We start from the raw sequence: 21625 nt of genomic DNA, 5'->3' as shown, positions 1-21625 counted from the left end.
GCGGGCCGGATTGCAATGACCAACAGGAGAAACAGATGAAGCAGCCCTTCGGAGTGGGTCTTTTGGCCGCCACGCTGCTGGCGCTGAGCACCAGCGCCGCCTTCGCGGACTATCAGCTCAACATCCTGCACTTCAACGATTTCCATTCGCGCGTGGAGTCGATCAACAAGTTCGACGCGACGTGCTCCGCAGAAGAAGAAGCCAAGAATGAGTGCTTCGGCGGCGCAGCCCGGCTGAAGACCATCATCGACCAGCGCCGCGCCGCGCTTGCCGGCCAGAACGTCCTCGTCCTCGATGCCGGCGACAACTTCCAGGGCTCCCTATTCTACACGACCTACAAGGGCGCTGCCGAAGTCGAATTCCTCAATGACATGAAGATCGATGCCATGACGGTCGGCAATCATGAGTTCGACGATGGCGAAGGCCCGCTTGCCGCTTTCCTCGACAAGGCGCAGTTCCCCGTCGTGACGGCCAATCTGGTGGTCGACGACCAGTCGAAGCTCGGCGAACGCATCAAGAAGTCGATCGTGCTCGATATCGGCGGCCAGAAGATCGGTATCGTCGGTGCGGTGACGACCGAAACACCGGAACTTGCCTCTCCAGGCCCGCATGTGAAGATCACCGACGATGCCGCCGCCATTAGCGCCGAAGTCGATGCCCTGAAATCGCAAGGCGTCAACAAGATCATCGCGCTCACTCATGTCGGCTATCCGCGCGATGTCGAGAAGATCGCCAAGATCGCCGGCGTCAGCGTCGTTGTCGGCGGCCACTCGCATACGCTCCTGTCGAATACCGATCCGAAGGCAGCCGGCCCCTACCCGACCATGGTCGACAATCCGGCCGGCTATAAAGTGCCTGTCGTACAGGCCGCGTCCTACAGCAAATATCTCGGCGACATCGTCGTCACCTTCGACGACAATGGCGCCGTCAAGGAAGCCAAGGGTGATCCGATCCTGCTTGATTCCTCCATCAAGCCCGATCCGATGATCCTTGCACGCGTGCAGGAGATGGCGAAACCGATCCAGGAACTGCGCAAGAAGATCATCGGCAATTCGCAGGAGCCGATCGAAGGCGCGCGTGAAGTCTGCCGCGTTCGGGAATGCTCGATGGGCAATCTCGTCGCCGATGCGATGCTCGACCGCACCAAGGCGCAAGGAATCTCCATTGCCATCCAGAACGGCGGCGGCTTGCGCGCCTCGATCGGCGCCGGCGACGTCAGCATGGGCGACGTGCTGACCGTGCTGCCTTTCCAGAACACGGTTGCGACCTTCCAGCTCACGGGAGCCGACGTGAAAGCGGCGCTCGAAAACGGCCTCAGCCAGATCGACGACGGCGCCGGCCGCTTCCCGCAGGTTGCCGGCCTCAAATACAGCTTCGACAAATCGAAGCCGCCGGGCAACCGTTTGGTCTCAGTCGAGGTGCAGGAAGGCACCGAGTTCAAGCCGATCGACCCGGAAAAGACCTACGGCGTTGTCAGCAACAACTATATGCGCGCCGGAGGTGACGGCTATACAGTCTTCGCCAAGGACGGCAAGAACGCCTATGACTTCGGCCCCAATCTGGAATCGGTGGTCGCCGACTATCTCGGCGCGCATAATCCCTACAAGCCCTACACGGACGGCCGCATAACCCAGATAACCGCGGCAGCGCCAGCTGCGCAGCCGGAACCCGCAAAGCCCGCCGATACCACGCAGACAGCACCGGAGCAGAAGCCGGCAGCAGCAGCTACGGGTGGCGGCGCCTCATCCACGACCACCCCTCCGGCCTCCTCACCTCCCACGGTGACAACGCCAACTACCACCATGCCGGCAAACCCGACCGCGACACCGTCCGCTCCGGCAAAATCGGATCCGGCAGCCTCGACACCCGCCACCTCAGCTCCAGCGGCGGAAACCCCGGCGACCTCCGCACCCACGGCCACAGCTCCGGCAACAGCGACGCCGGAGGCAAAGGGCAACGAACCGCCAAAGACACCCACAACCCACGTCGTCGTCGCCGGCGACACGCTCTGGGATCTCGCCAAGACCTATTATGGCAGCGCCAGCCGGTGGCACAAACTCGTGGCGGCCAACCGCAACATCAAGCCGCATCACCTGTCGGTCGGCGAAAAGTTGAAGATTCCGGCCAAGTAAGACGATTTGTCTCGCTTACTCCAGCCGGTCCGGGCTTTCCCGGACCGGCTTTTATTCTTATGTGAAGTGCTTCGTATCTTGAGAGGAATTCAATCGATGACAGCAGACCTGACCACGCTTTCACCCGGTCACCCCAGCGTGAAATACGGCAAGGTCGGCGTGCTGCTCGTCAATCTCGGAACGCCCGACGGCACCGATTATTCTTCGATGCGCCGCTACCTGCGCGAATTCCTGACCGACCGCCGCGTCATCGAGTGGTCGCGCTGGAAATGGTACCCGATCCTGTTCGGCATCGTGCTCAACACCCGGCCGCAGAAGGTCGGCAAGGCCTATGAGACGATCTGGAACAAGGACAAGAACGAGAGCTATCTGCGCACCTATACCCGTAACCAGTCAGACCTGATGGCCGAGCGCCTGCGCGACCTGCCCAACGTCAAGGTCGATTGGGCCATGCGCTATGGTCAGCCTTCGATCGCCGATCGCATTCAGGCGCTGAAGGACGACGGCTGCGAGCGCATCGTGCTCTTTCCGCTCTATCCGCAATATGCGGCTGCAACGACAGCGACGGTCAACGACAAGGCCTTCGAGAAGCTGCAGAAGATGCGCTGGCAGCCGGCCATCCGCACCGTGCCGCAATATCACGACGACGAGACCTATATCGAGGCGCTCGCCAATTCGGTCACCCGCCATCTATCGACGCTGGACTGGCAGCCCGAAAAGATCATCGCGTCCTTCCACGGCATACCAATGTCCTACTTCAAGCTCGGCGATCCCTATTACTGTTTCTGTCAGAAGACCGGCCGGTTGCTGCGCGAGAAGCTCGGCCTATCGGAAGACCAGTTCATGGTTACGTTCCAGTCCCGCTTCGGACCTGAGGAATGGCTGCAGCCATATACCGACAAGACCGTGGAAGAGCTTGCAAGAAACGGCACCAAGCGGATTGCCGTCCTCAATCCAGGCTTCGTCTCCGACTGCCTGGAGACGCTGGAAGAGATCGCCGAGCAGGCGGCTGAATCCTTCCACCACAATGGCGGCGATAAATTCACCCATATCCCCTGTCTCAACGACAGCGAAGACGGCATGAACGTGCTGGAGAAGGTGGTGCGGCGGGAGCTGCTCGGCTGGGCTTGAACGAAGCGCCGGGATTGATCCCGGCGACGCAATCCTACTGGAGCTGCGGCTTTCTGAGGAAGCTGCCGCGGTCGGCGGATTTGACGCGCAGCCAGGCCTCTCTTCCATCGCGCAATATACGCATGGGGATCTCGGAACCCGCCGGGCCGCTTTCCCAGATCTTGCGATAGAAATCGGCGAGCCCGTCGACCTCGCCATCGCGGATTTCGGAAATGACGTCGCCGCGACGCAAGCCCGCCTTGGCCGCCGGGCCGCCCTCCGCGACGCTCATGACGACGACTTCGCCATTGCTTTCGGCTGAGAAGGCACCGAGCCAGGGCCGCGGAGGCTTGTTGACCCGACCGCGCTTGATCAGATCGTCCAGGATCGGCATCAGCAGATTGATCGGCACGATCATGTTGATATCCGCGCTATCGCCCTTCTCCGTCGCCATCTGCAAGTGCAACGAGCCGATACCGAGAAGCTTGCCGTCTTCGTCAACAAGAGCCGCGCCGCCCCAGGAGGGATGGGCGGGCGCCGTGAAGATTGCCTCATCAAGCAGATATTCCCAATAGCCGGCAAATTCCTGCTTTGCGACGATCTTCGCCTCGACGAACTGACCGATCCCGTCAGCAACAACGACTTCATCACCGATCTCGGCCTTGTCGGCGTCGCCGAATTCGAGGGCGGGCACATCGAGAGGCCCGAGCGCTTGCACAAGACCAAATCCCGTTTCCTGATCGTAAGCGAGCGCATGGCCAGGCACGACACGGCCACTATTGGTCGTGAGCCAGACCTCTTCCGCTTCGGTAATCAGATAGCCGATCGTCAATACCAGGCCGTTACCGCGGATGACAACGCCACTGCCTTCCCTGCGGATGCCGAGCGTTGCCGCCGTAAAGGCGTCTTCCGGAATTGAGGCGTGCACGGCCACAACCGACCGCAAGGTCCTATCTAAGTTCATAGCTTCACCCTGATGATGCGCGATGGCTTGGCCCGAAAAGGCTGCGAGGCAGCGGAGCCGGAAATTCCATATAAGGTATGAATATCAATCGCCGGGCGCAAGACCCGGACGACGATTGCTTGATCGGCTCGCAGCAAAACGTCCGCTGTAGCCCCATTCCTCACTTGCTGAGAACATGCTAACCCACCACATCTGATTGAGCTGCCGCCTCATAAGCTCGACCGAGCATAGGGAGGCCGAATGGCAGCGGTTTGGGCGACGCGAACCTGTTGAGGCGGGTGCGTCCATGGAGGAGTTCGATGGTAGTCGGTGGTTTCAGCATCGTTGTGATCGCCTTGGTGATCTTCGTCGTTCTGGTGCTGTTCGCAGGCATCAAGACCGTACCACAAGGCTATCGGTACACAGTTCAGCGCTTCGGACGCTATATCCGAACGCTGGAACCGGGGCTCAATCTGATCGTACCCTTCATCGAAACAATCGGGGTGCGAATGAACGTGATGGAACAGGTGTTGGCCGTGCCGACCCAGGAAGTCATCACGAAGGACAATGCGAGCGTTTCCGCGGATGCGGTAGCATTCTTCCAGGTGTTGAATGCGGCGCAGGCTGCCTATCAGATCACCAATCTGGAAACCGCGATCCTCAACCTCACCAAGACGAATATCCGCTCCGTCATGGGCTCCATGGATCTTGATGAGCTCTTGTCTAATCGCGATGCCATCAACGAACGACTGCTGCGCGTGGTCGACGAGGCGGTGGAGCCCTGGGGCATCAAGGTAACGCGCGTCGAAATCAAGGACATTCAACCACCAAAAGACCTGGTTGACGCTATGGGCCGGCAGATGAAGGCGGAACGCGAAAAGCGCGCCCAGGTCCTGGAGGCGGAAGGTCTGCGCAACGCGCAAATTCTCCGCGCCGAGGGCGCGAAGCAGGCGGCCGTTTTGCAAGCCGAAGGTCAGCGCGAAGCAGCATTTCGCAATGCCGAAGCGCGCGAACGACTGGCCGAGGCCGAAGCCAAGGCGACCCGCGTGGTGTCCGAAGCGATTGCAGAAGGTAATGTGCAGGCAATCAACTACTTCATCGCCCAGAAATATACCGAAGCGCTGACTGCGATCGGCTCCGCGGGCAATTCCAAGATCGTGCTGATGCCGATGGAGGCAAGCTCCATTATCGGTTCTCTTGGTGGCATCGGCGCTATCGCCCGCGAAGTCTTCGGCGACAATGGCGATGGCAGCGGCACGCCGCAGCCACCCCGCCCGCGTTCCGGCCCTACCCGCACGACGCCTTCGATTAATCCGCTGACGCCGAAGGAGAGCTGACATGTTCGACAATCTCATCGTCGAACTCGGGCCTTGGAGCTGGTGGCTCGTGGGTTTGGTGCTGCTTGCCGCCGAACTGATCCTGCCCGGCTTCTTCCTGGTATGGATCGGGCTCGCCGCGATTATCGTCGGCGCCTTGTCGCTTCTGTTTTGGGAAAGCAGCTTCTGGGCCTGGCAGGTACAAGGATTGGTCTTCGCCGCCACAGCGGTGATCGTCGCCCTCATCGGCCGCCGCTATTTCTATAACAACAACCAGGCGACCGACGAGCCATTCCTGAACCAGCGCGGCGCCAGCCTGGTTGGCCGCACGGCAACACTCGACCAGCCGATTGCCGAAGGCCGCGGGCGCATTCGCCTGAACGATACCTATTGGACCGTCAGCGGGCCGGACCTGCCGGTCGGCACCCGCGTCAAAGTGGTCGCCAGCAACGGCCGCGACCTCACGGTCGAACCTGTCTGATTAGGCGACGCCGATCCGCAGCAGATCGTGGAAATGCACGACGCCGATCGGCCGGCGCGCTTCATCGATGACCATCAGAGCCGAGATATTGTGGCGGTTGAGCACGGCCATGGCACTCGTCGCCAGCGTCGTTTCCTTCACCGTTTTCGGATTGGGGGTCATCACCTCGTCGACCAGCTTCTCCGCAAGGCTGGTGCCGAGATTGCGGGCGATATCGCCATCGGTGACGATGCCGCACAGGCAACCATCATCATCGATCACGCCCACGCAGCCGAACCGCATCTTCGACAGCGTCATCGCCGCTTCCGGCATGCCGGTTCCAAGCTTAACGAGCGGCACGCTGTCGCCCTTGTGCATAATGTCGGCAACATGCGAGAGGCTGGCACCGAGCTTGCCGCCCGGATGAAAGGTACGGAAATCTTCGGCCGTAAAACCGCGCGCCTCCAGCAAGGCGACGGTCAGCGCATCGCCGATGGCAAGCTGCAGCAGCGTCGATGTCGTCGGCGCCAGCCCATGCGGGCAGGCCTCCTGCTCCTTGGGAAGCAGCAGCACCACATCCGATTCGCGCGCAAGCGTAGAAGTCTCGCCGGCAGTGATCGCAATCATGGGGATTGAGAAACGGCGTGAATAGCTGATGATGCCACGCAGTTCGGCGCTCTCGCCGCCCCACGATATGGCGATGATGACATCGTGCTGCGTGATCATGCCGAGATCGCCGTGATTGGCTTCGACCGGGTGCACGAAGAATGCCGGCGTACCCGTGGACGCCAGGCTTGCGGCGAGCTTGTTGCCGATATGGCCGCTCTTGCCGACGCCGGTGATCACCACACGGCCGGAAATATCGCCTATGATCTCCACCGCGCGGCTGAAAGGCTCGGCCAGACCGTTGGTCAGTGCGCGTTCCAGCGCTTCCATGCCCCGTCTCTCGGTCTCGATCGTTCGCATCGCGGATTCGATCGCACCATTCTCGATGAGTCTTACAGCTCTCTTGTTCATGAGCGAGGCCTAACGCTTTTCGGCAAATCTGTCCACCAAAGATCGACTTATAGCGATGCGACAGCCTGCAACATCTTCCCGACAAATATTCTCGAACCCGTTCTTGTTGCCATCGCTTGGCAACCAACCGTTAACCACGCGCCTTTACACTTGAGTAAGAATTTAGGTCATTTCCAGCAGGGTCAGATATAAACAACATGGGCATCGGCAAGGACAAGGCGGGTCATGGTGCCCTCCGGCTGACGGCATGGGCGAGTTCCGCCCTGCTCGGCTGGGGTATCGCATTTGCCCTTCCACTGCCGATCCATGCGCAATCATTGCCGCCAGATCAGAACCTCGACGATACCTTGCCTGCCCCGACATCGGCTTCCTCGACGGATCCGAGCGTCGCATCCACCGCCGACAGCCAGGCAACCGCACCGGCAAACCAGACATCGACCTCCAGCGACGCGCCATTGAACGCGCCGCTGCGCCTCACCGGCATCGACCCCACGACCACCGGCTCGACGCTGGATAACGACCTGCGCCGCGTGAATCAGCGGGAATCTGCCGTCGACGGTCTGAAGGCTCGCCAATATCGAGATCGCGCAGACGCCCAGGGTATACCGCTCGGCACCTTTACCCTGCGCCCCTCGATCAATCAGTCGGTCAATATCGAGCGGGATCGCACCGGCGACGTCAAGAACAACCGCACTTTCCTGCAGACCGACCTGCGCAGCACCCTGACATCGGATTGGGATCGCCACGCGCTGACCATCACCGGCGAAGGCGTCTGGCAGAGGAACGTCGGCGGCACGGGCGAAGAGAAACCGACAGTCAACCTCAATGCCGACCTGCGCCTGGATCTTCCCGCCGACACGACAGCACATGTCACCGCCGGCTATCAATTCTACCGCGAGGACACCAGCGATCCGAATGCGATCGCCGGCGCCTCGAAACAATCCGCCGTCAACCAATATACGGCCGGTCTCTCACTGGAACGCGATTTCGGCCTGCTGCGCGGCACGACGGCCGTGGCGCTGACACGCAGTGTCTATTCCAACGCCGTGCTTTCGGATGGGACGACGGTTACCCTTAGCGACCGCAACCAGACGGCCGGAACCTGGCGCGGCCGCATCGGGTACGAGCTATCGCCCGCCATCATTCCCTTCGTCGAAGTGGATCTCGGGCGCGCCGTCTACGACCAGACGCGCGACAGCAACGGTTATGCCCGCTCTAATCAGAGCTATGGCGGCAAGGGCGGCGTCGAAGTCGACCTCGGTGAAAAATTCAAGGGCGAGCTCGGCTTCGGCTACCAACACACGGAATTCGACGATTCGCGCCTGAGTTCGGTCGACTCGCCGACGATCGACGGCAGCCTCGCCTGGTCGCCACAGCGCGGCACCGATATCAGTGTCGGCCTTTCGACGACGGTCCAGCCTTCAACGACGGCCGGTCTCAGCGGCTACACCGCTTACCAACTGACGAGCACCGTGGCCCATCAGCTGCGCGACGATCTCACCGCCAAGCTGACGGGCGGAACGATCTGGCGCGACTACCCCTCCAATGGCAACGCGGCCGATGAAACCGAATATGACGCCGCCTTCGGCCTGACCTGGGGAATCAACCGTTACCTCGATCTCACCGGCAATGTCGGCTATCAACTGACGACCAGAGACGTTGGCGACAGCACCCGTCAACTCCAGGCGGGCATCGGTCTGACTGCGAAGCGTTGACGACCGCCCTCGCTTTTTGATGATTCTTCCGTTCAAACGAATTGAGGCCCGGCATGTGCCGGGCCTCAGCATATTCGGAAGTTCGATCACTTATTTCAGAGCAGCAACGAGCGCCTTAAAGTCTTCCTCGATGGTGGGGCGGATGTCGTCACGCGCCAAGGCAAAGGCGACGTTCGCGAGGATGAAGCCGTCCTTTGCACCGCAGTCGAACGTCTGGCCCCGGAAGTGATAGCCGGCGAAGTCCTGCATCTTGGCAAGCTTCAGCATGCCGTCCGTCAGCTGGATCTCGTTGCCGGCACCGCGCTCCTGGCTTTCCAGGATACGGAAGATTTCCGGCTGCAGGATGTAGCGGCCATTGATGAAGAAGTTGGAAGGAGCCGTACCCTTGGCCGGCTTCTCGACCATTTCGGTGATGCGGAAACCGCTGCCGATCGTCTCGCCGACGCCGACGATGCCGTATTTATGAGCCTGATCGGGCGCGCATTCTTCGACGGCGATGACATTGCCGCCGCTCTGCTCGTAAAGCTCGATCATGCCCTTCATGCAGCCCTTTTCGGCGCGCATGACCATGTCGGGCAGCAGCAGCGCAAAGGGTTCGTCACCGACGATCTCGCGGGCGCACCAGACGGCGTGGCCGAGACCGAGCGGCTCCTGCTGGCGCGTGAAGCTTGCCGTACCGGCCTTCGGCAGCAGGCCGCTCAGAAGCGACAGTTCGGCATTCTTGTTACGCTGACGCAACGTCTGCTCGAGCTCGAACTGGATGTCGAAATAATCCTCGATGACGTGCTTGCTGCGGCCGGTCACGAATACGAAATGCTCGATGCCTGCTTCCATCGCCTCGTCGACGACATACTGGATCACCGGCTTATCAACGACGGTCAGCATTTCCTTCGGCACCGCCTTGGTCGCCGGCAAGAACCGCGTCCCTAGTCCGGCGACCGGAAATACTGCCTTACGAACCTTCTTATGCTGTCCCACGCATACCTCCTGGGCATTAAATCAGTTGGCACAAAGCCATTCTAAAGGTCAGTAGATTAGATTTGCTACCGTTTTGCAAATAATGACTGACGCAAGCTTCCATGGTAAAGAATTTGTTGACTTCGTTCGTTTAGCGTCACGCATGGGCCGATGCCACACGCATCGCCGCACCGAAATCCAACGATTGATGGACAAGGCTGTAGATGACCGTAAACCGCAAACACTCCCTTCGTGGTCTCGCTCTGGCGCTCGCGCTCGGCGCCTTTGCGGGATTCCTTCCCGTTAACGCCAGCGCTGACCCTGGGTTCCAGAAATGGATCGCGGGCTTCTACGCTACCGCGGCAAAGAGCGGCATCACGCAATCCACGTATCGCAATGCATTTGCCGGCGTAACCGACCCGGACCCCACGGTGCTTGAAAAGGCGCAGTACCAGCCGGAATTCAAGTCCCAAATCTGGGATTACCTCGACTCCCGTGTCAATCCCTATACGGTCGATATTGGCCGCAAGATGGCGGTTAAGTACGGATCCACACTGCGCACGCTCGAACAGCATTTCGGCGTCGATCGCAATATCATACTAGCCATCTGGTCGATGGAGTCGAATTACGGCGAGGTTCTCGCCAAGAACGATCGGCTGCATTATGTGCCCCGCGCGCTGGCGACCCTTGCTTATGCCGATCCGAAGCGCGCGAATTATGCCAAGAAGCAGCTCATCGCCGCCCTGAAAATCCTGCAGAAGGGCGACATCTCCCGCAAGGACCTGAACGGATCCTGGGCCGGCGCCATGGGCCACACGCAGTTCATCCCGACGAGCTATCTGCTCTATGCAGTCGATGCCGACGGCAGTGGCCATGCCGATATCTGGAATTCCATTCCGGACGCATTGGCGACAACCGCCAACCTCCTCGCCAAGAACGGCTGGGATACCGGCCGTACCTGGGGTTATGAAGTCGTCGTACCACCCGGCGGCAGCGCCCAAGCCGGCAAGACGCACACGATCGCACAATGGGCGGCTCTCGGCTTCGTGCGTCCCAACGGCAAGGGTTTCCGCAGCACCTCCGACCGCGCGCAGCTGAAGATGCCCGGCGGATCGAACGGCCCCGGCTTCCTGATGACCGGTAACTTCTTCACCATCAAGCGCTACAACGCCTCCGACAGTTACGCCTTGGCAGTCGGGCTGCTCGCGGATCAGATCGCCGGCTATGGCGGCATGCAGCAATCCTGGCCCCGTCCGAGCGGCACGCTCGACGTCAAGCAGAAATTCGAGCTGCAGACGCGTCTGAAGGAACTCGGCTATTATGACGGCGTGGTCGACGGCAATTTCGGCTCGGGCTCGAAGGCCGCCATATCAGCCGTCCAGCAGCGCATGGGCATGGATGCGGACGGCGAGCCGTCAATGAACCTGCTGAAAGCATTGCGTAAGTAGGCCGCCTCGAGCGAATCCGGGACCACCGGACGATGGAATCGTCCTTGTGCGGCCCGGACTCGTCAGCGGAAAAGAAGCGATGATGAAACACCCTGCGCGCGCGACCAAGGCAACTCTAAGGATTGTTCTGACGGCATTCCTCGCCGCCGTCATCGCGCTTGGCTGCTTGCCGAACATGGCCGAAGCGCAGGAGCGGCCGCGGCGGAACCTGTTCGACATGCTGTTTGGCACCCGCGAGCCCGATTATCCGGACCAGCCCATGGAGCAGCCGCCACCACGGCGCAAAGTGCAGCCGAGAAAGCGTCCGACCCCGCCGCCGCGCCAGCCGGTCGCGCAGCCGGAAACGCCGCCGCCCGCCGAAAAGCTTTCTGACGCCAAAACCATCCTCGTCGTCGGCGATTTTCTGGCGAGCGGCCTGGCAACCGGGCTGGAAGATGCCTTCTCTACCTCCCCCGGCGTCGTCGTCCAGTCCCGCGGCAACGTCGCCTCCGGTCTCGTGCGGCAGGATTATTACAATTGGCCGCAGCAATTACCCGGAATGATCGACCAGCTGAAACCGGCCATGGTCGTCGTCATGATCGGCGCCAATGACCGCCAGCAGATGATCGGCGATGGGCTCAACGAGAAATACGGCACCGATCCATGGTTCCTCGCCTATGAAGAACGCGTACAGCAATTCGCCAAACTGGTAACGAGCCGTCATATTCCGCTGCTCTGGGTCGGGCTGCCCTCCTTCGGCTCGGATCAGCTGACCGCCAGCGCGGTCAAGCTCAACCAGATCTACCAAAGCCAGACCACCAGCGTCGGCGGCGAGTTCATCGACATATGGGATGGATTTACCGACCAGAACGGCGAATTCATCGTGACCGGTTCCGATATCAACGGCCAGCAGGTTCGACTGAGAACGGCCGACGGCGTCAATCTGACGGCGGCCGGCAAGCGCAAGGTCGCCTTCTATCTGGAGAAATCCGCACGCCGAATCCTGGGCGATCAGGCAAGTCCCGACATTACGCGTCTCGACACCAATAATCCGTTGCCGGCGCAGCAAGCCAATCTTCCGGGCACAGAGCCGGAAAAGATCACCCGCACCCAGCCGATGAGCCTCTCCGATCCCGATCTCGACGGCGGCTCGCAGCTTCTCGGCAGCAACCCTGCCCCTGCCGCAACGACTTCATCACCGCGCGATCTTCTGGTCGAGAAGGGTCTGATGGACCCGGCGCCTGTCGGCCGTGTGGACGACTACAGATTGCCCGGATCAGTCGCGCGGTAGGTGTTGCGGAGGCGGTTTGACAACGCAGCGCCCCGCCAATAGAAGAACTGCATGAGCACCAAGAGCGCAGATCAGATCAATCGTTACCGCACCTGCCCGCAGGCTGCGGTTTTGCGCGCCTTCTCCGGCCGAGGTCTCCGCGTCCAGTCGTGACGGCCGGAGCGATTGGCGTGTCCGGCGGCTGCTGGACGTAAAGCCCTCCACCTCAAGACATCAACGTTGCCCATGGAGAAAGGCACGTGCTCAATATCTATAACGTCAATTCGCTCGTTCATTGGGAAGAGCGGGACATTAGACTGCGCGACGATTTCGTCCGCTTCTTTTCCGATGAAGTGGCAAGCTTCCTGCGATCCACAAACCCCGCTTGGGATATACGAAGGGTCGAGGCTCCAACCCTGATGCCGCGAAATCTCGTCTCGGATGCCTATTCCAACTCGGACATATGGGTGCAGAAGCGAATGTCGAACACCGAAGCCGAACTTGTGCTCCGGCCCGAAACGACGCCGTCAACCTACGCCTACATGCAGCATCTTCTCGGAAATCATTCGAGAACGAGGCTGCCGCTATGCGTTTGGCAGGCGGGCAAATCCTACCGCCGGGAACAGGACCAGTCGAGCAAACATGTAAGGCTCAAGGAATTCTGGCAGCTCGAATTCCAATGCGCCTTCACCGCCGATAGCGGCAACGATTATCACGCCGCAGCATTGGAACCCGTCCGCCGGATGATCGCCTCGGTCATCCACCTGCCGACACGGATTGTGCCGTCCGATCGCCTTCCGGCCTATTCCGAGGTCACCATGGATATCGAGGTCGACAATGGCGACAAATGGATGGAGGTCTGCTCGATTTCGAGACGAACGGACTTTCCGCAGCGCTACCGCAGCCACCCGAAGAAGGGGCCGGCGATAGACCATGACGTCGCGGTGCTCGAAATCGCCATCGGCCTCGACCGCTGCCTCTACAACTGGAACATCGCCGCAAGCCGGTAACGACAAAGGCCGGGTTTGTAACGAACCCGGCCTTCAATAACTTTGCGCGAGAGGACAGCGAAACTTAGTTCGGCAGGACCGTCGAACCCATCAACGCCTCGTCGATCGCGCGCGCGGCCTGACGGCCCTCGCGGATCGCCCAGACCACCAGCGACTGGCCGCGGCGAATGTCCCCGGCCGTCCAGAGCTTGTCGACGGACGTCTTGTAGTCCTTGTCGTTGGCAACGACGTTGGTCGAGCCGCGGCGGTCGGTATTCAACGTTAGCTTGCCGTCCATTTCCTTGAGAACGCCGTCGGTGAACGGGCCGCGGAAGCCGATGGCGATGAAGGCGAGATCGGCGCGGATGACAAACTCTGTCCCGGCAATCGGCTTGCGGCGATCGTCGACTTCGCAGCACTTCACGCCCGTCAGCACGCCGTCTTCGCCGATGAACTCGAGCGTTGCCACCTGGAATTCGCGAACCGCACCTTCGGCCTGCGAGGAAGAGGTGCGCATCTTCGTTGCCCAGAAGGGCCATACGGCGAGCTTGTCTTCCTTCTCCGGCGGCTGCGGACGAATGTCGAGCTGGGTCACCTTCACCGCACCCTGACGGAATGCCGTGCCGACGCAGTCGGATGCCGTGTCGCCACCACCGACGACGACGATATGCTTGCCGCCCGCCAGAATCGGATCGGCGGGCCAGCCGACGCTGTCGATGTTTTCGCGACCGACGCGGCGGTTCTGCTGCACCAGATAGGGCATGGCGTCATGGACGCCGGCGAGCGTCGTGCCGGGAATGCCCGCTTCGCGCGGGGTTTCCGAGCCGCCGCAATAAAGCACGGCATCATGGTCGGCCAGAAGCTGCTCGACCTTGACATCGACGCCAACATTGACGCCGCAATGGAAGGTGACGCCTTCGCCCTTCATCTGCTCGACGCGGCGATCGATGAAGTTCTTCTCCATCTTGAAGTCCGGGATACCATAGCGCAGCAGGCCGCCCGGCTTGCTTTCGCGCTCGTAGACGTGGACGTCGTGACCTGCGCGGCCAAGCTGCTGAGCGGCAGCCATGCCGGCAGGGCCGGAGCCGATGATTGCGACCTTCTTGCCGGTGTGAACCGTTGCCGGCTGCGGCCGGATGAAGCCGAGCTCATAGGCCTTGTCGGCAATCGCCTGCTCGACGGTCTTGATCGCGACCGGGGCATCTTCCAGGTTCAGCGTGCAGGCTTCCTCGCAGGGTGCGGGGCAGACGCGGCCGGTGAATTCCGGGAAGTTGTTGGTCGAATGCAGGTTGTGGACCGCCTGCTCCCAATTGTTGTTGTAGACGAGGTCGTTCCAATCGGGGATCTGGTTGTGCACCGGGCAGCCGGTCGGGCCGTGGCAATAGGGAATGCCACAGTCCATGCAGCGGGCTGCCTGCTTCTGCACTTCCTGGTCCGACATGGGGATCGTGAATTCACGGAAATGCCGGATGCGATCCGACGCCGGCTGATACTTCGCCACCTGCCGGTCGATTTCCAAGAAGCCTGTTACCTTGCCCATGCTTTCGTTTCCTCACTCAAAAAGAGGAGCTCACGGCTCCCGTGCCTGGGGGTCATCTCGGTTTCCCTGTCCGGCACTTTAATTCAAATCCGATTCCGCTGTTCGACAGTCGCGACCGCCATGACGGCGATCGCAATGCGAGGCGAAACCCTCGACTGGTTTCAGAACCGGGGCGGATTACTCCGCCGCCACGCTCATCCGGCTGCGCTCCATTTCCTCAAGGGCGCGGCGGTATTCGACCGGCATGACCTTGCGGAATTTCGGGCGGTAATCGGCCCAGTGATCGAGGATCTCCTTGGCTCGTGTCGAGCCCGTATAGTGGAAGTGGTTCGAAATCAGCTGGAAGAGACGCTCTTCGTCGTGGCGCGTCATGTCATCGGAGACGTCGACGCGTCCCTTGTGCATGATGTCGCCACCGTGATGATGCAGCTTCTCCAGCAGCTCGTCTTCCTCGGGAACCGGCTCCAGCTCGACCATCGCCATGTTGCAGCGGCGCGCGAAATCGCCCTTCTCATCAAGAACATAGGCCACGCCGCCCGACATTCCGGCCGCAAAGTTGCGTCCGGTTTCCCCGAGCACGACGACGACGCCGCCGGTCATGTATTCGCAGCCATGATCGCCCACGCCTTCGACGACGGCGATCGCGCCCGAGTTTCTGACCGCGAAGCGCTCGCCCGCGACACCGCGGAAGTAGCACTCGCCCTCGGTCGCACCGTAGAGCACGGTATTGCCGACGATGATCGAGTGCTCAGCAACGATCTTCGAGTTCTCCGGCGGGCGGATGATGATGCGGCCGCCCGAAAGGCCCTTACCGACATAGTCGTTGCCGTCACCGATCAGATTGAAGGTGACGCCCCGTGCCAGGAAGGCCGCGAAGGACTGGCCCGCCGTCCCCTTCAGGGTGACATTGATCGTGTCATCCTTCAGGCCACGATGACCATAGCGCTTGGCAACCGCGCCCGACAGCATGGCGCCGGCCGAACGATCGACATTCCTGATGTCGACTTCGAAGGCGACGGGCGTCTTTGAAGAAAGCGCCGGCTCTGCCTTCTCGATCAGCTTGCGGTCGAGAATGTCGTCGATCGGGTGCTTCTGCACTGTCGTCCAGTAGGTCTCTTCCTTCGGCGCATCGACCTTGTGGAAGATGCGGCTGAAGTCGAGGCCCCTCGCCTTCCAGTGAGCGAGCATCTCGTCCTTTTCCAGAAGCTCGGAAGCGCCGATGATCTCGTCCAGCTTGGCAACGCCAAGCGAGGCGAGGATCTCGCGTACTTCTTCGGCCACGAAGAAGAAGTAGTTGATGACATGCTCCGGCGCGCCCTTGAAGCGCTTGCGCAGCACCGGATCCTGGGTGGCGACGCCAACCGGACAGGTGTTGAGGTGGCACTTGCGCATCATGATGCAGCCGGCCGCAATCAGCGGCGCGGTGGCGAAGCCGAATTCGTCGGCGCCGAGCAGCGCGCCGATGATGACGTCACGGCCGGTCTTGAGACCACCATCCACCTGCAGGGCGATGCGCGAGCGCAGCCCGTTCAGGACAAGCGTCTGCTGGGTTTCGGCAAGGCCGATTTCCCAGGGCGAACCGGCGTGCTTCAGCGAGGTCAGCGGCGAAGCGCCGGTGCCGCCATCATAGCCCGAGACGGTGATGTGATCGGCGCGCGCCTTGGCAACGCCGGCGGCAACCGTGCCGACGCCGACTTCCGAAACGAGCTTGACCGAGACATCCGAGGTCGGGTTGACATTCTTCAGGTCGTAGATCAGCTGCGCCAGATCTTCGATCGAGTAGATGTCATGATGCGGCGGCGGCGAGATCAGGCCGACGCCCGGCGTCGAGTGCCGGGTCTTGGCAACCGTAGCATCGACCTTGTGGCCGGGCAGCTGGCCGCCTTCGCCGGGCTTGGCGCCCTGCGCCACCTTGATCTGCAGCACGTCGGCATTGACCAGATATTCGGTCGTCACGCCGAAGCGGCCGGAGGCGATCTGCTTGATGGCGGAACGTTCCGGGTTCGGCGAGCCGTCGAAGAGCGGCATGTAGCGGTCGGATTCCTCGCCGCCTTCGCCGGTGTTCGACTTGCCGCCGATGCGGTTCATGGCAATCGCCAGCGTCGTATGCGCCTCGCGGCTGATGGAGCCGAAGGACATGGCGCCCGTCGAGAAGCGCTTGACGATATCGGCAGCGGGTTCGACCTCATCGATCGAGATCGGCTTGCGGCCGAGCGCTTCCGCACCTTTGATCTTGAAGAGGCCACGGATGGTGTTCATCCGGAGCGCCGACTCGTTGACCATTTCAGAGAATTCGCGATAGCGATCCTCGGCATTCCCGCGCACGGCATGCTGCAGGGCAGCCACAGCATCGGGCGTCCAGGCATGGCTTTCGCCACGCATGCGGTAGGCATATTCGCCACCGATGTCGAGCGTGCTTGCGAGCAGCGGATCGCGGCCGAAAGCAGCCTTGTGACGGGCAACGGTTTCCTCGGCGATCGTTTCGAGGCCGATGCCTTCGATCATGGTCGCCGTGCCGAAGAAGTACTTGTCGACCAGCTCCTGCTGCAAGCCCACGGCATCGAAAATCTGCGCGCCGCAATAGGACTGATAGGTCGAGATGCCCATCTTCGACATGACCTTGAGGATGCCCTTGCCAACCGCCTTGATGTAGCGGTAGACGACTTCGGTCGCATCCACTTCCTTCGGGAATTCGCCGCGCTGATGCATATCAAGCAGCGTGTCGAACGCCATATACGGGTTGATCGCCTCGGCGCCGTAACCGGCGAGCAGGCAGAAGTGATGCACTTCACGCGGCTCGCCGGTTTCGACAACGATACCGACCGAGGTGCGCAGGCCCTTGCGGATCAGGTGATGGTGCACGGCTGCCGTCGCCAGCAGCGCCGGGATCGCGATGCGGTCCGGTCCGATCTGACGGTCGGAAAGCACGATGATGTTGTAGCCGCCGCGAACGGCCGCTTCCGCCCGCTCGCAGAGGCGGTCGAGCATCTCGGGCATGCCTTCGGCGCCGCGTTCGACATCATAGGTGAAGTCGAGCGTCTTGGTGTCGAAGCGATCCTCAGTGTGACCGATCGAGCGGATCTTTTCGAGATCACCGTTGGTCAGGATCGGCTGGCGCACTTCCAGACGCTTGGCGTTGGCCATGCCGGTATGATCGAGCAGATTCGGGCGCGGGCCGATGAACGACACGAGGCTCATGACGAGTTCCTCGCGGATCGGATCGATCGGCGGGTTCGTCACCTGCGCGAAGTTCTGCTTGAAGTAGGTGTAAAGCAGCTTCGGCTTGTCGGACATGGCCGAGATCGGCGTATCCGTGCCCATGGAGCCGACGGCTTCCTGACCCGTCGTCGCCATCGGCGACATCAGGAGCTTGGTGTCCTCGGTCGTATAGCCGAAAGCCTGCTGGCGATCGAGCAGCGACACGTCGCGGCGCAGCGCGCGCGGCTCGACCGGCTTCAGGTCTTCCAGGATCAGCTGCGTGCGGTTCAGCCAGCTGCGATAGGGATGCTTGCTGGCAAGTTCCGACTTCACCTCGTCGTCGGAGATGATGCGGCCCTTTTCCATGTCGATCAGCAGCATCTTGCCCGGCTGCAGGCGCCACTTCTGGATGATCTTCTCTTCCTCGACAGGCAGAACGCCGGCTTCGGACGCCATGATGATGCGGTCATCATTGGTGACGAGATAGCGGGCCGGACGCAGGCCGTTACGGTCGAGCGTCGCGCCGATCTGCTTGCCGTCTGTGAAAGCGACGGCGGCAGGACCATCCCATGGCTCCATCAAGGCGGCGTGATACTCGTAAAATGCCTTGCGTTCCGGAGCCATCAGCTGGTTGCCGGCCCACGCCTCGGGGATAAGCATCATCATGGCGTGCGCAAGGGAGTATCCACCACGCACGAGGAATTCGAGCGCGTTGTCGAAACAGGCCGTATCGGACTGACCCTCATAGGAGATCGGCCAGAGCTTGGAGATATCGTCACCGAACAGCGGCGAGGACACCGATGCCTGGCGCGCTGCCATCCAGTTGACGTTACCACGCAGCGTGTTGATTTCGCCGTTATGCGCGACCATGCGGTAGGGATGCGCAAGCTTCCACGACGGGAAGGTGTTCGTCGAGAAACGCTGGTGCACGAGAGCAACCGCCGTCTCGAAACGCGGGTCGGAGAGGTCCTTATAATAGGCGCCCACCTGATAGGCGAGGAACATGCCCTTATAGACAATGGTCGAGCTCGACAGCGAGACGGGGTAGAAGCTGCTCTCCTCGCCCTCGTATTCCGCATAGATGCGGTTGGAGATCACCTTGCGCAGGGTAAAGAGACGACGCTCGAACTCCTCGTTCGTGCCGGCATCGCGGCCGGCTCCGATGAAGACCTGTACATGGTGCGGCTCGGTGGCGGCAATGTCAGGCGCCTTCGACAGCGAAGAGTTATCGACGGGCACGTCGCGGAAGCCGAGCAACACCTGACCCTCTTCGGCCACGACCTGCTTGATCGCGGTCTTGAAGTGCTCGATCAGCGCTTCGTCGCGCGGCAGGAAGAAATGGCCGACGCCATACTCGCCAGCCTTCGGCAGGACGACGCCCTGCTTGGCCATCTCCTCGCGGAAGAAGCGGTCGGGAATCTGTACGAGAATGCCGGCCCCATCGCCCATCAGCGGATCGGCGCCGACAGCACCGCGATGCGTCAGGTTTTCGAGAATGAACAAGCCGTCGCGCACGATCTGGTGCGACTTCTGACCCTTCATATGCGCAACGAAGCCGACGCCGCAGGCGTCATGCTCGTTGCGGGGATCATAAAGGCCCTGTTTCGGCGGGAAGCCGACAGCGCGTTTCGACGTCTTGGCCGTCACGGCAGCATTCACTGCAGCGGTCTGGTCAAAACTCGTCAACGTCGTCCTGTTCGTCATGGTCTTCCCTCCGATAAGGCCCGCATCGCGGGCGCTCCTTCGTCCCGCGCGGTCCGTTTCCGAGGCCGACGCGCGACTGCGCTGTTGCATTGTGAAGATCCGGCCGCGAACCGCGGCTCCTTTAAGTGGAGCCCGTCGTCAGCGTTTCGCGTCCTGCCATTCCACCGCCGCATTGCCCACTGCCCGAAAGGCTGGAAGGGACATGCTCCCGGTAACTATAGCTCGAAATCCCGACATCGTCAGGACCCTTAGCGCATCTTCGGCCTTGGCGGCCAAAATAGGACAGCAACCCTGTCCTAATTCATCAGCTCTATGCCAGAAAGCTTCTGCCTTCGCAAGAGCAAAACGGCAAAATTTCGTCAACCGAAGACGTAAGATTGCCTTTGTTGCATAAATCAAGCAATAAAGTTTCGCTGCAGCGCATCATTTTATTTGTTGATTGCGTAGATCAATTTCTGTGATGCATTCTTCAAACTCATGCGCTTGATAGGTTTTTGCATTGGCGTAATGTCCGCCCCGCACTATTTATCTCTCCCGCAATTCACTCCTTATAATTGGTGTACCTTCATGTTTTTTGCCTCCGATAATTGGGCCGGCGCCCATTCCAAGATCGCTGAACGTCTTCTCGCAGAGGCGGGAGGCTTTGCGACAGCATATGGCTTGAGCGAACTGGATCAGAAGGTCGAGGCAAAGTTTTCAGAGATATTCGAGCGCGAAGTCTCCGTATTCTTCGTTGCCACGGGCTCCGCCGCCAACTCCCTGTCGCTCGCCAGCGTCCAGAAGCCGGGTGGCATCACCTTTTGCCACAGCGAGGCGCATGTAGCCGAGGACGAATGCGGTTCACCGGACTTCTTCAGCAGCGCGCGGCTGGCAACCGTCAAGGGTGACGCGGGCAAGATCGACCCCGAGGCCCTTGCTGCAAAAATTGCACGCTTCCCGCAGGATGCCGTGCATCACGGCCGCGCCGCCGCCGTGACGATCACGCAAGCGACGGAAATCGGCACGGTCTATTCGCTGGATGAGATCGACGCCATCGCCGCCATCGCCAAGGCGAACAGCCTGCCGCTGCATATGGATGGCGCGCGCTTCGCCAACGCCCTCGTCGCGCTCGGCACGACGCCGGCCGAGATGACATGGAAGCGCGGCGTCGATATCCTCTCCTTCGGCGGCACCAAAAACGGCTGCTGGTGCGCCGAGGCGATCGTGGTCTTCGATCCTGAGAAGGCGAAGGAGATGCATTTCATCCGCAAGCGCGCCGCCCAGCTCTTCTCCAAATCGCGCTTCATCGCCGCCCAGTTCGACGGCTATTTCCAGGACGGCCTCTGGCTCGATCTCGCCCGCCATTCCAATGAGATGGCCGATCGGCTGCGCGCTGGTCTCGAAAAGGTTCACGGCGCCCGTCTCGCGTGGCCGACTGCCTCGAACGAGGTTTTTGCGATCATCCCAAAATCCGCAGCCAAGGCGGCCGAAGACAAGGGAGCGAAGTTCTACGAATGGCCGATCCCGGAATCGCAGCCGGATCTCGTCGGCAGCGATGAAACGCTGATCCGCCTCGTGACCAGCTTCGCCACCACCGAGGCCGATGTGGGAAATTTCCTTGCTTGCCTGGGTTGACCGCATGAAAAGAGCGCCGGAGCCGACTTCATGGCCGGACGGCGCTCACAATGCCAGAAAGGGTCAGTTTTGATTCCGATGGGCGATCATTGCGAAGTTCGATAGATCGTCGCGATCGGATGCCGGTGCGTTGTGTATAGTCATCGTCATTGCCACGACGCAGGCGACAAGCCCGGAAATGAAGATGGCACCGTATATCATCGGACGGCTATTCCTCCGCAACTCCCCCATCA

Annotated in this window: 14 protein-coding genes; 9 read left to right on the top strand and 5 right to left on the bottom strand. The window is 61.0% G+C overall.

Annotated elements, in window-relative coordinates; translation table 11 throughout:
• The first annotated feature begins 35 nt into the window (after nt 1-35).
• Nucleotides 36-2132, top strand: coding sequence for a 5'-nucleotidase C-terminal domain-containing protein (locus tag FHT85_RS22590; RefSeq protein WP_112335121.1), 2097 nt, complete (start codon nt 36-38; stop codon nt 2130-2132).
• Nucleotides 2133-2228: 96 nt separating this feature from the next.
• Nucleotides 2229-3263: a ferrochelatase gene (gene hemH, locus FHT85_RS22585; RefSeq protein ID WP_112335122.1), complete on the top strand. Its 1035-nt coding sequence runs from the start codon at nt 2229-2231 to the stop codon at nt 3261-3263.
• A 34-nt stretch (nt 3264-3297) separates the two neighbouring features.
• Here hemH and FHT85_RS22580 read toward each other — a convergent pair whose 3' ends face one another.
• Nucleotides 3298-4206, bottom strand: a complete 909-nt coding sequence (locus tag FHT85_RS22580) for a S1C family serine protease (RefSeq protein ID WP_112335123.1) — start codon at nt 4204-4206, stop codon at nt 3298-3300.
• A 299-nt stretch (nt 4207-4505) separates the two neighbouring features.
• Here FHT85_RS22580 and FHT85_RS22575 point away from each other — a divergent pair, with 299 nt between their 5' ends.
• Nucleotides 4506-5522 carry an SPFH domain-containing protein gene (locus tag FHT85_RS22575; RefSeq protein WP_112335124.1) on the top strand — a complete coding sequence of 339 codons (1017 nt, stop codon included), beginning with the start codon at nt 4506-4508 and terminating at the stop codon, nt 5520-5522.
• 1 nt (nt 5523) lies between these two features.
• The gene (locus FHT85_RS22570; protein ID WP_112335125.1) at nt 5524-5982 is read left to right on the top strand and encodes an NfeD family protein; all 459 of its coding nucleotides are present in this window, start codon (nt 5524-5526) and stop codon (nt 5980-5982) included.
• Here the strand turns inward: FHT85_RS22570 and FHT85_RS22565 are convergent, their stop codons facing one another.
• Entirely contained in the window at nt 5983-6978 is a 996-nt protein-coding gene (locus tag FHT85_RS22565; RefSeq protein ID WP_015341083.1) for an SIS domain-containing protein, read from the bottom strand. It lies immediately after the preceding gene.
• Between the two features lie 197 nt (nt 6979-7175).
• Here FHT85_RS22565 and FHT85_RS22560 point away from each other — a divergent pair, with 197 nt between their 5' ends.
• Nucleotides 7176-8693, top strand: a complete 1518-nt coding sequence (locus FHT85_RS22560; RefSeq protein ID WP_112335126.1) for an outer membrane beta-barrel protein — start codon at nt 7176-7178, stop codon at nt 8691-8693.
• A 90-nt stretch (nt 8694-8783) separates the two neighbouring features.
• On the opposite strand, the gene galU is transcribed toward FHT85_RS22560, so the two are convergent.
• Nucleotides 8784-9671: a UTP--glucose-1-phosphate uridylyltransferase GalU gene (gene galU / locus FHT85_RS22555; RefSeq protein WP_112335127.1), complete on the bottom strand. Its 888-nt coding sequence runs from the start codon at nt 9669-9671 to the stop codon at nt 8784-8786.
• Between the two features lie 203 nt (nt 9672-9874).
• Here galU and FHT85_RS22550 point away from each other — a divergent pair, with 203 nt between their 5' ends.
• The 3 genes from FHT85_RS22550 (at nt 9875) to FHT85_RS22540 (ending at nt 13357) form a co-directional block, all read left to right on the top strand.
• Nucleotides 9875-11098: a lytic murein transglycosylase gene (locus FHT85_RS22550; protein ID WP_112335128.1), complete on the top strand. Its 1224-nt coding sequence runs from the start codon at nt 9875-9877 to the stop codon at nt 11096-11098.
• Nucleotides 11099-11177: 79 nt separating this feature from the next.
• Nucleotides 11178-12368 (top strand): DUF459 domain-containing protein, encoded by a 1191-nt coding sequence (locus FHT85_RS22545; protein ID WP_112335129.1) that lies wholly within the window; start codon nt 11178-11180, stop codon nt 12366-12368.
• A gap of 239 nt (nt 12369-12607) precedes the next feature.
• Nucleotides 12608-13357, top strand: coding sequence for an aminoacyl--tRNA ligase-related protein (locus FHT85_RS22540; RefSeq protein ID WP_112410030.1), 750 nt, complete (start codon nt 12608-12610; stop codon nt 13355-13357).
• A gap of 64 nt (nt 13358-13421) precedes the next feature.
• Here FHT85_RS22540 and FHT85_RS22535 read toward each other — a convergent pair whose 3' ends face one another.
• Nucleotides 13422-14876: a glutamate synthase subunit beta gene (locus tag FHT85_RS22535; protein ID WP_112335131.1), complete on the bottom strand. Its 1455-nt coding sequence runs from the start codon at nt 14874-14876 to the stop codon at nt 13422-13424.
• Nucleotides 14877-15053: 177 nt separating this feature from the next.
• A complete protein-coding gene (gltB, locus tag FHT85_RS22530) occupies nt 15054-19778 on the bottom strand; it encodes a glutamate synthase large subunit (RefSeq protein ID WP_112420272.1) in 4725 nt (1574 codons plus the stop codon).
• Nucleotides 19779-20345: 567 nt separating this feature from the next.
• On the opposite strand from gltB, the gene FHT85_RS22525 reads away from it, so the two are divergent.
• On the top strand, nt 20346-21392 hold the full coding sequence (locus FHT85_RS22525) for a threonine aldolase family protein (RefSeq protein ID WP_112335133.1): 1047 nt from the start codon (nt 20346-20348) through the stop codon (nt 21390-21392).
• The last annotated feature ends 233 nt before the right edge of the window (nt 21393-21625 follow it).

The sequence above is a fragment of the Rhizobium sp. BK312 genome, assembly GCF_014193605.1.
Classification (GTDB): domain Bacteria; phylum Pseudomonadota; class Alphaproteobacteria; order Rhizobiales; family Rhizobiaceae; genus Rhizobium.
This window is presented reverse-complemented; position numbering and strand designations above follow the sequence as displayed.